General features: G+C 63.5%; 8 protein-coding genes and 1 riboswitch. Of the genes, 3 read left to right on the top strand and 5 right to left on the bottom strand.

Annotated features, from left to right (window positions below; all coding sequences use genetic code 11):
* Window positions 1-75: 75 nt before the first annotated feature.
* Window positions 76-187, bottom strand: a riboswitch (TPP riboswitch).
* 159 nt (window positions 188-346) lie between these two features.
* Window positions 347-2,389, top strand: coding sequence for an aq_1923 C-terminal domain (locus ACTJKL_RS06425; protein WP_440852604.1), 2,043 nt, complete (start codon window positions 347-349; stop codon window positions 2,387-2,389).
* A gap of 97 nt (window positions 2,390-2,486) precedes the next feature.
* Here the strand turns inward: ACTJKL_RS06425 and dctD are convergent, their stop codons facing one another.
* Window positions 2,487-3,857, bottom strand: a complete 1,371-nt coding sequence (dctD, locus tag ACTJKL_RS06420) for a C4-dicarboxylate transport transcriptional regulatory protein DctD (protein ID WP_411926523.1) — start codon at window positions 3,855-3,857, stop codon at window positions 2,487-2,489.
* 3 nt (window positions 3,858-3,860) lie between these two features.
* Complete coding sequence (locus ACTJKL_RS06415; RefSeq protein WP_440852482.1) at window positions 3,861-5,726, bottom strand: sensor histidine kinase; 1,866 nt, start codon at window positions 5,724-5,726, stop codon at window positions 3,861-3,863.
* A gap of 230 nt (window positions 5,727-5,956) precedes the next feature.
* Between ACTJKL_RS06415 and ACTJKL_RS06410 the strand changes: the two genes are divergently transcribed.
* Window positions 5,957-7,282 carry a dicarboxylate/amino acid:cation symporter gene (locus ACTJKL_RS06410; protein ID WP_100671166.1) on the top strand — a complete coding sequence of 442 codons (1,326 nt, stop codon included), beginning with the start codon at window positions 5,957-5,959 and terminating at the stop codon, window positions 7,280-7,282.
* A 138-nt stretch (window positions 7,283-7,420) separates the two neighbouring features.
* On the opposite strand, the gene ACTJKL_RS06405 is transcribed toward ACTJKL_RS06410, so the two are convergent.
* The 3 genes from ACTJKL_RS06405 to ACTJKL_RS06395 form a co-directional block, all read right to left on the bottom strand.
* Window positions 7,421-8,350, bottom strand: coding sequence for a response regulator transcription factor (locus ACTJKL_RS06405; protein WP_127708172.1), 930 nt, complete (start codon window positions 8,348-8,350; stop codon window positions 7,421-7,423).
* Window positions 8,337-11,717: a hybrid sensor histidine kinase/response regulator gene (locus tag ACTJKL_RS06400; protein ID WP_440852481.1), complete on the bottom strand. Its 3,381-nt coding sequence runs from the start codon at window positions 11,715-11,717 to the stop codon at window positions 8,337-8,339. The genes ACTJKL_RS06405 and ACTJKL_RS06400 overlap by 14 nt, the downstream gene beginning before the upstream one ends.
* A 115-nt stretch (window positions 11,718-11,832) precedes the next feature.
* Window positions 11,833-15,036, bottom strand: a complete 3,204-nt coding sequence (locus tag ACTJKL_RS06395) for an ATP-binding protein (protein WP_440852480.1) — start codon at window positions 15,034-15,036, stop codon at window positions 11,833-11,835.
* A gap of 238 nt (window positions 15,037-15,274) precedes the next feature.
* Here ACTJKL_RS06395 and ACTJKL_RS06390 point away from each other — a divergent pair, with 238 nt between their 5' ends.
* On the top strand, window positions 15,275-15,838 hold the full coding sequence (locus tag ACTJKL_RS06390; RefSeq protein ID WP_338282046.1) for a hypothetical protein: 564 nt from the start codon (window positions 15,275-15,277) through the stop codon (window positions 15,836-15,838).

The following is a 15,838-nucleotide window of genomic DNA, read 5'->3' as shown; positions in this document are numbered from 1 at the left end:
TTGGAGACCCAGTTCTGAAGCCGGAAGGATGAAAAGACGTATCGCCGATGAATTGCCGATAAACGGAATCCTGGCTGCTGCACGTCTGCACCGTCCCTACGCCAGTATGAACTGGATCAGGTTCAACGGGTCACTGCGCGCGCTAGCAGTATCTCAGCCCCTTGCCGGGACCCCCCTGGTGAATGGCGCAATTAGGGACGGTTATCGCCGCGGCGTCAAGATGGTTTTTGCACCGGCTAAATCCCGTGCGCAGGGCTCGCGCCATGCTTGCAAATGCAAAGTTCTAAATCTACTTACCGTCCGAGTCGAAGCGCCATGATGCGCATAGCGAAAAGGGGTGAAGGTCTTGGGGCAGGCGGAGACGGGGACCAGGAAAAGGGGACGCAAGGCGCTTTGGGCGGCTGTTGCGGTCATCGCAATCGCAGCCGCAGGCGCGACCGGTTACAAGATTGCTGTCGAAAAGAGCGTGAGCAGGCTGATCGCCGAACGGGGCGGCAGAGTGGGCACGGTCGAAGCGGACTTCTTCGGGCGCATTCACCTGCGCGACCTGACGCTGCCGCTGAAGGAAGGATCCGAAATTCGCGTCGCCGCGATCGACGGGCGGCCCAGGATCCTGTTCCTGGACGGCATGCTCGAGGTCAGCGGCGTGGACCTCGATATGCGCCCGGGCAAGATCGCCGTGCCGAAGGTGATCGTCGAGCAGGCGGAGTTCGGTCGCGACACGCTGGCGCAAATGTTCGGCGCGGGAAGCGATCTTTCGCTGCCGAAACAGCTGGCGCTTTTTACGGCAAAGAGCGCCACCGCCCCTGAGGTGATCATCACGCAGACGGTTGCCGGTAGCGAGCAGAAGCTGGTCTACAAGAACGTGGTCTCGGAAGGTATCGTGGATGGCCGCATCGCGCGCTATTCGGCGAGTGGTGCGAGCTTCGAAGCCGGCATAGGCGCCTCCGATGGAGAGGGCGGCGAGGAGAGGCGGCTGACGGGCTCCCTCGGAGCCATGACGGGGCAGGACGTCGATGCCGCCTATCTGGCCCGCATCTATACTGAAAAAGCCGGGCCGGGCGACGGGCAGGCAAGGCCTGTCTATGGGCCATTCTCGATCAAGGATATCGCCTTTTCGGATGGCGAGGCGAGCTTCGGCTATGACGAGGTTCGCAGCAGCGGCGTAAGCATGCGGATGCTGGACGAGCCGCTTGGCGAGACTCTGGAGAAGCTCAACTCGGTCTCGTCGCCCGAGGATCTGCCCGTGGCGGAGCGTCAAGACTATTTCGCCCGGATTCTGTCGGTCGCCGATTTGACGAGGAAGGCCGACATGGAAATGCTGGGTCTGAAGATCGACGCGCCGGACAAGGATGGTGAAGAGGGCGAGAGGATCAAGCTGGCGATGGATCGCCTCGCGCTCCGGCTGGATGGCCGGAAGCTCGACGCGTCTGTGAATGGCTTCTCGATGGCGGAGGGCGCTGACTACGTCAAAGTCTCCGAAGCAAGCATTTCGGGCTTTTCCTGGGATCCCAGCGTCGAAGCGCTGAAGAAGTTCGTCGCTCTGCAGGATGGGCAGCATGAGAGCTTCCCTTTCACGACGCTGCTGCCGGAGTTCGGAACGTTCCGCGTGGCGGGAATCGATGCGGATCTGCCTGACTCGGGCACCGGCGTGGAAGACTGGGACGAATACAACGACACTCCGGATGCTGGAGAGGGCGCTCGGCCGCAACGCATCCGCTTCACGATGAAGGGATACGAGCTGGCGCTCGCAAAACCGCGAAACGGCATTCCGACTGACGTCCGCGCCGGATACCAGGACTTCGCCCTTCAAATCCCGGAGCATACGCAGGACGAGACTCTCGCCAAACTTCGCAAGCTGGGCTTCAACGAGTTGGTCCTCTCCTCCAACCTCGAAGCCGCCTGGGACGAAGCGACCGAGACTCTGGTCATCAAGGATATCTCCACGAGCGGAAAGGATATTGGCCGCTTTTCCCTCTCCGGCCTTCTGGGAGGCGTGAGCGGCGACTTCTTTTCGGGCGACGCGGCTAAGGCGCAGGCGGCGTTGTTCGGCCTCACCGCGCGGGAAGCAAGCCTGAAGATCGAGGACAAGGGCTTCACCGCCAAAGGGATACAGGTCTATGCCGAACAAAACGGCATGACGGAGGATCAGGCACGCGGCATGCTGGAAATGACGGCGTCGGTGATGCTGCAGCAATTTGCCGCGCAGGAGCCTCGGCTGCGGAACGTGGTGGATGCAGTTTCGCGGTTCATCGCGAAACCGGGGACATTCACGCTGACGGCCAAGGCCAAATCCGCCAGCGGCATCGGTGCGCTCGAATTCGCGGTTGCTTCGCAAAATCCGCTTCTGCTTCTCGACAGGGTCGACTTCGAGGCGACGGCGGAATAGCGGCCTTCTCGCCGCAAGCGGGGCGAAGAGGGCTCGCAGCGCCGCCTCAACTCCCCTCCGGTCGAACGGGGAGGGTCGGAGTGGGCAAACTGTCCACCTACGCGTCGCCACTCTTCGCGCCTGCCCGGTCGATAAAATCCGCCCGGTTGATCCCATGTCGCTGCAGCTTGTCGTAAAAAGTCTTGCGGGGGATGCCGAGGGCTTGCAGGGTCTCCTTGACGTCGCCGCGGTGCTCCGTAAGGGCCTGCTTGAGGATATCGGCCTCGTAGCGTTCCAATCTTTCCGGCAGGGTCGCTCCGCTTGAGGCGGGCGCTGCGGCCGGGGCTCCCAGGTTGCCCTCCACCCCCAGCGCGACCCGTTCGGCGAAGTGCGAAAGCTCGCGCACATTGCCCGGCCAGGAATGCGTGGCCAGGTAGGCGCGCATGGCAGCCGAGATCGCGGGCACGTCGCGGCCGAAGCGTTCCGAGGCGCGGGCCAGGAAATGGGAGAAGAGGAGGGGGATGTCGTCGCGCCGTTCGCGCAAGGGCGGGATCGAGAGCGTCACGACATTCAGCCGGTAATAGAGATCCTCGCGGAAATCGCCGCGCGCGGCCGGATCGCCGAGGTCGACCTTGGCTGCGGCGACGACGCGGATGTCGACGGGACGGGTCAGGTTGGTGCCGAGCGGGGTGATCTCGCGTGCTTCCAGCACGCGCAGCATCTTCACCTGGGTTGCCGGCGGCATCGCCTCGATCTCGTCGAGGAAGAGGGTGCCGCCGTTCGCGTGCTCGATCCTGCCGACCCGCTTCTTGACGGCGCCGGTAAAGGCGCCGGGCTCGTGGCCGAAGAGCTCGCTTTCGATGACCGTTTCCGGCAGAGCGCCGCAATTCAGTGCGACGAAGTTGCCGGTTCTGCGCCGGCTCCATTGGTGCAGCAGCGTGGCGACGACCTCCTTGCCGCTGCCCGTCTCGCCGGCGACCAGCACATCGACATCGGTGTCGGCGATGTGTTTCAAGGTCTGGCGAAGCCTCTCCATGGCCGGCGTCTGGCCGATCAGCGGCAGGCCTTCGGAGGCGGCTTCGGCCGCGCGGCGCAGCGCCCGGTTCTCCATGACGAGCCGCCGTTTCTCCTCTGCGCGCCGGGCGCTCTGGACAAGACGGTCGGCGGCAAACGGCTTGGCGATGAAGTCATAGACGCCGTCCTGGATCGCCTGCACCGCCATCGGTATGTCGCCGTGTCCCGTGACAAGGATCATCGGCAGGTCCGGATCGAGCGACAGAACCTTGCGGAAAAGGGCGAGCCCGTCCATGCCCGGCATGCGGATATCGCTGATGACGACTCCCGCGAAGTCGGCGGAAAGTTCGGAGAGCGCCTCCGTCGCGCTGGCAAAGGACGAGACGGTGAAGCCCGCAAGCTCGAGCGTCTGCTGCATCGCCTTGCGCAGATCGCGGTCGTCATCGATCAGGAACACGGATGGGGCGGCGCTCATCGCTCAGGCCTTCTTGAGATTGACGGTAAATGTCGTTCCGGAGGGACTGCTCTCGACCTCGATCGTGCCGCCATAGTCGGAGACGATCTCCTTGGAGATGGCGAGACCGAGGCCCAGCCCGTCTTCCTTCGAAGTGTTGAACGGCGTGAACAGCTCTTCGCGGACATCGGCCGCAATCCCCGGGCCATTGTCGGCGACGGTCAGCGCGATACCGCCGGCCACGTCCTCGCAGCGCACCCGGATCGCGCCGTTCTCGCTGTCGCCGATCGCTTCCAGCGCATTCTGCAGAAGGTTGATCAAGACCTGCTCCAGCCGGATGCGGTTGCCGAGTGCCTGGAGGTCATCGGGCGGCAGATCGATGCGTATTGCGTCCATCCGTCCGGCAAAACGGCTTCGGAGCAGCATGAGCGCACCCTCGACGACCTCCTTCATCGCGGTCGGCCCAGCCGCGAAATGGCCCTTGCGGGCGAAGCGGCGCAGTTCGTCGGTGATGGCGCCGACCCGGTCGGTAAGTTCGGCGATGCTTTCCATGTTCTCGGCGGCGGTGGAGCTCTGGCCGCGGTCGAGAAAGGTGCGGGCATTATCGGCATAGGCGCGGATGGTGGCGACCGGCTGGTTGATCTCATGGGCAACCCCGGCCGCGACCTGGCCGAGGATCGCCAGTCGGTTCGCCTGGACGAGGTCCTGCTGCACTGCCTGGAGCTTCTCGGTGGTCTGCCGGTGGTCGGCGATCTCGGTTTCGAGACGGTCGCGCGCCATGCGCAGGTCGCGCGTCCGCTCCTCGACGCTTGCCTCAAGCGCATTGCGGGCCAGCCGCTCCTCGGCGCTGCGCATGGCGACGACCTGGCGACGGCGCAGGAGCAATGCGGCAAGCGCGAGAAGCGGTACGAGCGTGGCAAGGGTGAGGAGCTGCGCTTCCCGCGCACCCGCGGCAAGCGGCGCCTTCAGCGGCGACAACTGCTCGAGCCGCCAGTTCGTCGACGGCACCATGGTTTCCACGCGCAGGAAGGCTGCGTTGGAGTCGCCCGGCAGCAGGGCGTCCAGCGTGGAGGAGCCATCGGGCCGCGCTTCGATCTTCCGGAAAGGCAGCGGCAGCAGCGGTGCATCGCCGAACTGCAGGCTTTCGCGGATGGGTGCGAGCCGGTCTTCGGGGATCGGCTTCGTCGTCATGAAGCGCCAGGAGGGCAGGCTGGTGATGAGGACGATGCCGCGCCGGTCGGTGACATAGGCCGGCTTGCCGGAGACCTGCCAATCCGCCTCGACCCCGTCGAATTCGAGCTTGGCGACGATCACCCCCAGCGGACCGCCGGGCCCGTCGACGCGCCGGGAAATATAAAGCCCGGGCCGCTTGCTGACCGTGCCCATGGCGAAGTGTTCGGCCATGCCGTCGCGCACGGCGAGCCGAAAATAGTCGCGGAAGGCATAGTCGTTGCCGACGAAACTCGTCGGCTCCTGCCAATTGCTGGCCGCGACGGCCACGCCGCTCCGGTCGATCAGATAGATGACCGCGGCTTCGGCGCTTGTCGCCAGCGCCTCGAGCTTGCGGTTGATACGGTCGAGCGACGGCCTGTCCGGCGAAAGCAATGCCCCACGAATGGCTGCGTCGTCGGCGAGGACAAGCGGCAGGGCGCGCTGCCGTTCCACGACTGCCCGAAGAAGCGAGGCTTTCAGGCTGGCGTCGATCCGGCTCTGACCGGCAAGGCCGGCGAGCGCCTGCGACCGGCCGTAGTCTCGCGCAAGAAGAAGGCCGGCCGCCAGAAGGACCAGCGCGACTGCCGCGAAAATCAGCCAGGACCGTCGGGCCCGGCTGCGAAGCGCATGCGGATCGCTCGCATCTGCAGGAAGTCTGATCATGCGAGCATTGTGCATGATTTCGCCCAGCGCGCCAGCGTGTCTGTGCGGAAATCCGCACATATCCACGAACAGAAAGCGTGCGCCGCTCCCAAAAATCTCGTGAATTCAATCGCATCGGCCTCCGCGGCAAACTGGCACGCATGTTGCTCACCAGCTCCACAAGGCAGCCATTGCTGTCGATCTTCGGAAAGCGGCCCGGGAGGCCCGGCATGTCGCCGGACTGGGCCTGCCACGTGGAGGACATCATGATCATCGAACATTCCGCGGAGGTCCGCGGCAAGACACCCCTTTACCGCCATCTCTATGTCCAGGTGCTGGCCGCGATCGCCGCGGGCATCCTGCTCGGGCATTTCTATCCGGACATCGGCACGGAGCTCAAACCGCTCGGCGACGCCTTCATCAGGCTCGTGAAGATGATCATCGCGCCGGTGATCTTCCTGACGGTCGCGACAGGCATTGCCGGCATGACCGATCTCGCCAAGGTCGGCCGCGTGGCCGGCAAGGCGATGATCTACTTTCTCGCCTTCTCCACCCTTGCCCTTCTCGTCGGCCTCGTCGTCGCAAACGTGGTCCAGCCGGGCGCGGGAATGCATATCGATCCGGCCTCGCTGGACGCCAAGGCGGTCGCGACCTATGCCGAGAAGGCGCACGAGCAGTCGATCACCGGCTTCCTGATGAACATCATCCCGACGACGCTTGTCGGCGCCTTCGCCGAGGGCGACATCCTGCAGGTCCTGTTCATCTCGGTGCTCTTCGGTATTTCGCTGGCGATCGTCGGCAAGAAAGCCGAGCCCGTAGTCGATTTCCTGCAGGCGCTGACGCTTCCGATCTTCCGGCTCGTTGCGATCCTCATGAAGGCCGCCCCGATCGGCGCCTTCGGCGCCATGGCCTTCACCATCGGCAAGTACGGCATCGCCTCGATCGCCAATCTCGCCATGCTGATCGGTACCTTCTATTTGACGTCGTTTCTCTTCGTCTTCATCGTGCTCGGCGCGGTCGCACGCTATAACGGCTTCTCGATCCTCTCGCTCATCCGCTACATCAAGGAGGAGCTGCTTCTGGTGCTCGGGACCTCTTCCTCGGAGGCGGCGCTTCCGGGCCTCATGAACAAGATGGAGAAGGCCGGCTGCAAGCGCTCGGTCGTCGGTCTCGTCATTCCGACCGGCTATTCCTTCAACCTGGACGGCACCAACATCTACATGACGCTTGCGGCCCTGTTCATCGCCCAGGCGACCGATACGCCGCTCTCATACGGCGACCAGATCCTGCTGCTCCTCGTCGCGATGCTGAGCTCGAAGGGTGCGGCCGGCATTACGGGCGCCGGCTTCATCACGCTTGCCGCAACGCTCTCGGTCGTTCCCTCCGTGCCGGTCGCCGGCATGGCGCTGATCCTCGGCATCGACCGTTTCATGTCGGAATGCCGCGCCCTGACCAATTTCGTCGGCAACGCGGTTGCGACGATCGTCGTGGCGAAGTGGGAAGGCGAGCTCGACCAGGCGCAGCTTTCCGCAGCTCTCGGCGGCGAGGCGTCTGCCGAGGCCATCCCGGCGCTCGTCCAGCCCGCCGAATAAGCTAGCCTCCCAAGGCGAGACCGCACGCCGGTGCGGTTGGCGCGGTCCGGTTCTCCGGGCCGCGCTTTTTTGCGATGGCGTGCGGCATCCGCAATCCTCTCGGGGCTTTTCGGGAAGGTCCCCCGCCGCACGGGCCGATCAGATCCCGTGCAGCACCTGCGTCGCCTTCACTGCCGCCGAGGCCCGGTTTTCGACGCCGAGCTTCACATAGATCTGTTCGAGATGCTTGGTGACGGTGCGCGCGCTCAAGCCCAGGATCTCGCCGATGTCGCGGTTGGATTTCCCTTTGGCGATCCACAGCAGCACCTCGGACTCCCGCTGGGTCAGCCGGAAGTGCTGGCGCAGCGTTTCGTCGTCGCTCAAGCCGTTCTCGGCCGTCAGCCGGAAGAGGTATTCATTGGCGCCGACCGCGCCGAGATAGGAGATCTGCAGGCCCGTCTGGCTGGCGCGCTGCAGGGTGAAGGTCCCTTGCCTTTCGCCGGGACTGGTTTCCCGCTCCCGCATCCACTCGGCAATGCGCCCGGCGACGAAGGCGAGACCGTCGTCGCTGCCGGTGGCCGCGTTGACGAGACGGGTCGCCTGCGGCGTCGACCAGCGGACCGTTCCATCGCCTCGCACCGCCAGCAGATGCCGCCCCGCCGCGTCCAGGGCGACGCGGGCGCTCTGGGCGGAGCGCGCATTGGAGAGATGGACGCGGATGCGGGCGCGCAGCTCGTCGATATTGATCGGCTTGGTCAGGTAATCGACGCCGCCGGCTTCGAGCGCCCGCACCACATGCTCCGTCTCGGTGAGGCCGGTCATGAAGACCACGGGCACCTGGGCGACGGAAGCATTCGCCTTCAGCCGGGTGCAGGTGTCGAAACCATCCATGCCGGGCATGACCGCATCGAGCAGGATGATGTCCGGCGTGATGCGATCGGCGATGTTGAGCGCCGCGTTGCCGGAGGTCGCGATCAATACGGAAAAGCCGGACTGTTCCAGCGCTTCGGTCAAAAAGCCGAGCGCCTCCGGTGAATCGTCGACGAGGAGTACGATGTCTCGCACGTTCGCTGCCTCAGGCACGGGCATTCGCCTCCCCGGCGAGCAGGCGTTTGAGGAAGGCGTCATAGCCCGCGAGATCGAATGCCCCGACATAGGCGCGCGCCGCCTCGGCGAAGGCTCGGTTGTCCGGGTTCAGGGCGATCTCCGTCAATTTTGCTTCGATGCCCCTCACGTAGCCGATTTCGCCGAGCTCGATCAATTCCTTCAAATGATCATGGCCGGGGCTCGCCACCGCAGGGGTCGTGCCGGTGCCGGACGTTTCCTGCGGGCCGTCGTCGTAAATCCATTCGAGTTTCAGGTGGACCGCGAGCTTGTCGGTGAGCTGGCGCAGGCCGAAGGGCTTGGCAAGCGCATCGTTGTGGCCGATGGCGCCGGCGGCCGAGCCGTCGCCGATATTGGCCGAAAGCATGATCGCCGGCGCGCTCTGGCCGCCTTCCCTCAGCCGCATCACCAGATCCCAGCCGCTCATGCCGGGCATGGAGATGTCGATCAGGAACAGGTCCGGTTTCGTATGTTCGACGAGCGCCAGGCAGGCCGCCCCGCTCGCCGCTGCAAGAACGGTGAAACCGAGTGGCGCGAGCAGCTCGCCCATCAGGTCGCGGTGGTCCGCATTGTCGTCGACGACGACGATCGTCCGACGTGGTCCTCGATAGGACTTGATCCTGCGGACCGGGTCCTTGAGCGCGGCGGGCCGGTCGACGGCAGAGAGCATCAGCCGGACCTTGAAGGCCGTGCCCTTGTCCTTCTCGCTGGTGACGGAGATTTCGCCGCCGAGCGTCTGGGTGAGCAGGCGCGTGATGGTCAGGCCGAGACCGAGGCCCGGCATGCGATATTCCGCCTCGCCGCGCTGAAAGGGCTCGAAGATCCTGGGCAGGTCCTTCTCGCCGATGCCGCGGCCGCTATCCTCGATGGTGAAACTTGCAACCTGGCTGCGATAGGCGACGTCGAAGCGGATATGCCCCCGTTCCGTGAACTTCAGGGCATTGGAGAGCAGGTTGACGAGGATTTGCCGCAGGCGCTTGTCGTCGGTCCGCACATATTGCGGCAGCGAGGCTGCGCGGTTGTGCTCGAAGGCGATGCCCTTGGCCTGCGCCTGCGGGCGGAACATGTCGACGATCTGATCCAAAAAGTCCTGAATGTTGATCTCGTTGGAATAGACCTGCAGCTTGCCGGCTTCGATCTTAGAAATGTCGAGGAGGCCGTCGATCAGTCCGGAGAGATGGTCGGCGCTGCGCCTGATCGCCTTGATCGCGCCCTGCCGCGGCGGCGGTATCGTCTCGTCGCGCTCGAGGATCTGGGCGTAGCCGAGCACCGCATTGAGCGGCGTGCGCAGTTCGTGGCTCAGGCCCACGACATAGCGGCTCTTCGCGCGATTGGCCGACTCCGCCCTTTCCTTCGCGTCCTGCAGCGCCGCGTCCGTCTTCTTGTGGGCGGCGATCTCCTTCAGGAGAGCCGTGTTCTGCCGGGAGGATTCCTCTTCCGCAACGACCCGGCTGTCATGGGCAAGCACGTAGAACCAGGACACGACGCCGGCAAGGATGGCGAAGACGAAGAAGACGATGGCGATGGTCCGCTGGACGACGTCGGCGGTCTCGGGGGAGGTGGCCGTGGTCTGGTGAGCGATCATCGCCAGGATGACCCCGATGCCGGTAATAGAGATCACCGCCGAAATCGCGTAACGGCCGAGCCTTGTCGCGAGCTTTGCGACGACCGTTTCGGGCAGGACCGCCTTGGCCACGGTGGCGACCTGCGCGTTCAGACGCGCCTTCGGCTTGCACATGTCGTGGCAGCGGCTGTCGAGCGAACAGCAGAGCGAGCAGATCGGCGCCGCATAGGCCGGGCACCAGGCCATGTCCTCCGGTTCGAACGGGTGCTCGCAGATCGAGCAAGTGATCTCGTTTTCGCGGAGCCAGCTCTTGCGCGGCTTGCGGGCGAGATAGAATTTCCCCTCCGTCCACCAGGCGATCAGCGGCGAGACGACGAAAGCCGTGACGAGCGCGATATAAGGTGCGAGCGAGGCGGCGATTTCGCCCGCCGCGCCGAAATGCGCGACGAGGGCGAAGAGCGTCGACACGCCCATGGTGCCGAGACCGACGGGATTGATGTCGTAAAGATGGGCGCGTTTGAACTCGATTCCGGGCGGGGCGAGACCGAGCGGCTTGTTGACGAAGAGATCGGCCGAGATCGTCGAGAGCCAGGCCATGGCGACGATCGAAAAGATACCGAGCGTTTCCTCCAGCAGACGATAGATGCCGAGCTCCATCAGGAGGAGCGCGATCGCCACATTGAAGACCAGCCAGATGACGCGGCCCGGATGGCTGTGGGTGAGCCGCGAGAAGAAGTTCGACCAGGCGAGCGAGCCCGCATAGGCGTTCATCACGTTGATCTTGAGCTGCGAGACGACGACGAAGGCTGCCATCAGCAGGAGCGCGGCCGTGTCCGATGGGAAGATGTAGCCGAAGGCCGTGTAATACATCTGCGCCGGGTCGGCGGCCCTGGTCGAGGGAACGCCGGTACTGAGCGCCAGGACGACGAGAAAGGAGCCGGCCAGCAGCTTCGGCGCGCCGACGATCACCCAGCCGGAGCCGGCAAGAAAGACGGCGATTCGGTGGCGGAGCTTGCGCTCGCCGTCAGGCGGCAGGAAGCGCAGGAAGTCCACCTGCTCGCCGATCTGCGCCATCAGAGCGAAGATGACCGCCGAGGCAGCGCCGAATTCGACGAGATGGAACGGCGCGAGCGTGCCGGGGGGACCCGATGTGTGATGGATGCCCGCATAGGCGAGCCACAGGCCGACCTTCTCCCAGTCCGCAAACGCGATGAAGACGAAGGGAAGAATGTTCAGGACGATCCAGAAGGGCTGCGTGACGAGCTGGAACCGGCTGATCAGCTTCACGCCATGGGTAACCAGCGGGATCACCATGACGGCGCTGACGATGTAGCCGATCCAGAGCGGTATGCCGAGCGCAAGCTCCAGCGCCCCGGACATGATCGAGGCTTCGATCGCGAAGAGGATGAAGGTGAAGCTCGCATAGATCAGCGAGGTGATCGTCGAGCCGATATAGCCGAAGCTCGCGCCGCGCGTGAGAAGGTCGATGTCGACGCCGTGACGAATGGCATAGCGGCTGATCGGCAAGCCGACGAGAAGGATCATCAGGCTCGCGACGAGGATCGCGACGATGGCGTTGGTCGTGCCGTAGGACATGGTAATGGCACCGCCGATGGCTTCCAGCGCCAGGAAGGAGATGGCGCCGATCGCCGTCTGCGAAATGCGCGCCGAGGAGAAGCGCCGCGCGCTCTTGGCGCTGAAGCGCAGCGCATAGTCTTCGAGCGTCTGGTTGGCGACCCAGCGGTTATATTCTCGCCGAACGGGAATGATGCGCTGGCGTGCCGCCATGGTCCCTCGTCATCTCAACGCCGGCCGAATGTGCCAGCCGTCCATGTCGTAACACGGACGCGCGCCCCGGGAAATTGCTGCATTGCGGAAAACGTCGGCAGACCGATGAGCCAGTCTAGATGGGCCCACGCGCCTCGCTTCGTGTCGCCCCCTTCCTGTCCTCGAACCCAGCGAGGGTCTGCCTTGCCTTGGCCTCCCAGGTCCTGGCACCCTGCCTGCGCGCCAGTGCCATTGCACGCTTGAGCGGCCTGTACCCTCGCTCAAGCTTGCTGTCGCCTCTCACGAGCAGTTCGGCCTGTAGTCGCAACAGCTCGGCCGTGAAATAGTTCTCGCCCGTTTTCCTTGCGAGTTCCAGGGCTTGACCGATAGCTTGTGACGCTTCCGTATCGAATCCAAGCTGCAGATAACCGCTGGCGAGCATTCCCAAATAGCAGGTCTTGTCGATTTCCTGCTCGCCCATGTTATCGCAAACATGGCGCATCTGCTGGAGGCCCGATACGTCCTTGCGGGTCATGGCGAGCAGCCATCCGGAGAAGAAGGAGCCCATGTTCAGCCAAAGCTGAAAACCGTTCCTTCTCGCCAGCGGCACGAGTTCGTCCGTCAAGCGCTCCATCGTTTCGGGGTCGTTGCGAAGGGCCATCAGGATGCAGCCGTTGCCGAGGCATGCGGCGAGGCGGTAGTCGGTCTGCTTTCTCGCATCGGCTTCCGCCTGCCGGAAGAGCGAAAGCGCGCCCTGCTCTTCCCCCAGAAGCTCAAGCGTCCAGGAGAGATAGATCATCGCCATGCTCGGAAAATCGCTGCCGATCCGATCTGCCTTCTCGCGATGCCGAAGGGCATCTTCGAGCAGGGCCTTCGCCTTGCGGAACTGGCCGCGAGAAAAGGCGCACATGCCCCGGAACTGCTTTCCAAGCACGAGCGCCTTGAGGTGGTCCCGTTTTTGCCCGATCTCCAGGAGCTGATCGCTCGCCCATTCGGCGTCCTTGAGGGAGGCGGAGTTGAAGGCCGTGCCGAAAAGCCCGTCCAGGGCCCTGATAGCTGCCTCCGGATCGCCCGTCGCTTCGCTGAGGCGCATCACGTTGCGGTACGCAGCGCTTCCCTCGCGCGTCATGTAACCGAACGTTGCGTAGAGGACATCACCGCGCTCCAGCTCGAGGCGGAGTTCCATACCATCGCGATCGCGGGAGGGGGCCAGCTTGCGGGCGCATTCGAGGCCTCTGGCGAACATATTGGCCGCCTCCTGCTTCGCCCACGTCGCTGCGAGTTTCAAACCGGCCGTGAGCCAGTGTTCAGCGGCACGCTCGTACAATCCGGCCTCGTCCAGATGCTGGGCCAGGACCTCCGGATGATCGGCTGCGGCCGACGGCTCCGTTCGCTCCATCGCATCCACGACCAGTGCATGGAGCTGTCTACGCCTGTCCCGCAGCAGAGCGCCGCTCGCCGCCTCCTGAAGAAGCGCGTGGGTGAAGCTGTATCTCGGCCAGTCCGAGAAGGGTTGCGGAGCGACCAGGCCGACTGCGGTGAGGCGCTCCAGTTCCGGCTTCAATGTTTCGATCGGCATGTCGGCAACGCTGGCGAGCATCCGGACGTCGAATTCGCGGCCGATGATCGCGGCGACCTGCGCTATGGTCTTGCCCGGGCCAAGCTTGTCGAGCCGTGACAGGAGCGAGGACTGGAGCGAGTTCGGCACCGAAAGACCGGCGTAGTGAGCGCCCGATCGATGAGGGCCCGATGAGGCGGCGAGCTCAGAGGTTGACCGTGCCAGCTCCTCGAGAAAGAGCGGCACCCCTTCGGCCTTTCGCAGAACGGCATGCGTAAGGTCCGTCCCCAGCAGCACCCCGGTTGCAGCCTTCCGGACGAGTTCGTTCGCTTCGTCGCGCGACAGGCGCGCGAGCCTGATCTCTTCGATGGAACTCTTTCGGCGTTCAGATTTCAGCGCGCCGTCGCGGGAGGTCACAACGACGAGCAGGGGGAGATCCGATACTTCTTCGATCAGTCGGTGGAGCAGATTTGCCGATGACGGATCGATCCATTGTTCGTCCTCGACGGCAAGCAGCATCGGGCCTGCTCCGGCCTGGCGCAGCAACCAGTCGATATATGTTCGCCGGACCGTCAACTGCTGCTGGGACGGCGGAAGCGCGGATGGCGGGTAGTCAGACTGCTCGACGTTCAGCAATCGGGCGAAGATCGGAAAGGAGTCCGCGATCGGCACCTTGCTCGCCGAGAGGGCGGCCTCCAGTTTGCTGGCGGCAATGGCCGGCGGATCGGCGCCGGATATCCCCTCTTCCTGGCGAAACAGTTGAAGGAAAGGGAAGAGCGCGCTGTTGGCGTAGGCCGACGAGCACTGGGCGGTAAGCGTCTTCACGCCGGAAAGCTCTTCTTTCACCTCGAAGAGCAGCCGCGACTTGCCTATGCCCGGCTCGCCGCTGATGAGGACCGCTCTTCCGCGCCGTTCCCGAGAGACCCTCCGCCAGATTTCCGCGATCTGTGCGATCTCGCTTTGGCGGCCAACAAGCGCGGTCAGATGACCTTTGCGGGCGAACCTGCTGCCGACGGAAATCGGCTGATCGGCGCGCCACAGGCGAACGGGGGTGCTGAAGCCTTTCAGGATCGTTTCGCCAAGATCGCTGAACAGGAAGGAGCCGTGCGCCATCTGGCAGGTGGTCTGATCGGTCAGGATCGTCTGCGGCGCTGCCATCGCTTCAAGCCGCTGGGCGAGATTTGGGACAGGGCCAAAGGCGACGGTGGAAACGCCGGCCGGCGCCCCCTCGATGTCACCCACCACGACAAGGCCGCTTGCGATGCCGATCCTCACATTGAGAGGCGAATGGTCTGGCGTCTCGACCTGAGGCGCCACGCGCAGAATGTCGAAGGCCAGCTCGAGTGCCCTTTCCGCGTCATCCTCCTCGGCGATCGGATAGCCAAACAGGACCTGCAACGCGTCGCCGACATAGTTCGCGACAAAGCCGCCATGTGATTTCGCGAGCCCGTTGCAGGTGTTGAGGTAGGTGCGCGTGAGGACGCTGAAGTCCTCGGGGTCGAGCCTCGCCGCATAATCCGTGGAGCCGACCATGTCGCAGAAAAGGATGGTCAGTTGCCGGCGTTCGGGAAGCCTCTTATCGGCAAGGTCGGGCGAAGGAGTCTTCTCCATGGCCGCGATTGCGGCGATGAGCTTGCGACGCTGGCCGATCGGGATGCGCATTTCCCGGAGGTCGGCTTCCGTAAGCAGGTGCAGGCTCTCGAAATCGACACGGGCGCGCGCGAATGTTTGCTCGAGATCGCCGAGCCCGATGTTCTGCAGCCATTTTCCGACATCGCTCATCGTACCCCCGTCACGTGACGCGAAGGTTCGGCACCTCAACTTGCGCTTTTATTGCAATAAAGCTACATTAGTAACGGGAAATACCCTGTTTTGAAAGCCGAAGTTTCCAAGTCGCCGATGCAGCCACATTAGCGGAGGATTTCGCGTTCTCACGCGCTTTGACAGATGGCGTCCAAATACTTTGCAGTCTTCTCGCTTTTCCTGGGCTGGAATGCCCATAACGCAATTAGGTGTTCCCATGCACAACACTATCAAATGTTTGGTGCCAGCGGCAGTCCTGACGTTTGGCATGCCTGTCGTCGGGGCCGCGCAAGATTGCCCCACCGCGGAAGAATGGAAGGACGCGCCCGCGTTCAGCAATGTCACCAACGAGCACCGAAATGCCCTCAGCGATTTGATGGCGCGGTACACCTGGGCCATGAACAACAGGGAAATAGGCGCTCTGAAGAATCTTTTTGCCGACAGCGGATCCTATGTGTTCTGTCAAATGGGAAAGTCGACGGCCGACGAGAGTTACAGTTCGAAAGACGGCATAGGGAGACATTTCGAAGACGTATTTGGACCGTTATCGGACAATGGTCTTTATACGAAACGAATTCTAAGTGGATTTATTATCGACAATCGCGGAACTGATCTAAACGTGACCATGAGCGTTATTGTATTCATCAAGAATTTCGACTCGAATTTGCCTCAGTTAGACTACTTGGCCGACCTATTCGTCACGGTGGAAAGAGGAACTTTTCTGATAAAGAGGCTTGTGGTTACACCGGCCGATGGTCGGATCAGCATAAGAGCGAGATAA

Origin of the sequence: Sinorhizobium sp. 22678 (genome assembly GCF_052044265.1) — a bacterium.
In the GTDB taxonomy this organism is placed as follows: Bacteria; Pseudomonadota; Alphaproteobacteria; order Rhizobiales; family Rhizobiaceae; genus Sinorhizobium; species Sinorhizobium meliloti_A.
The sequence above is the reverse complement of the archived record's forward strand: the minus strand, read 5'-3'. Positions and strand labels throughout refer to the sequence as shown.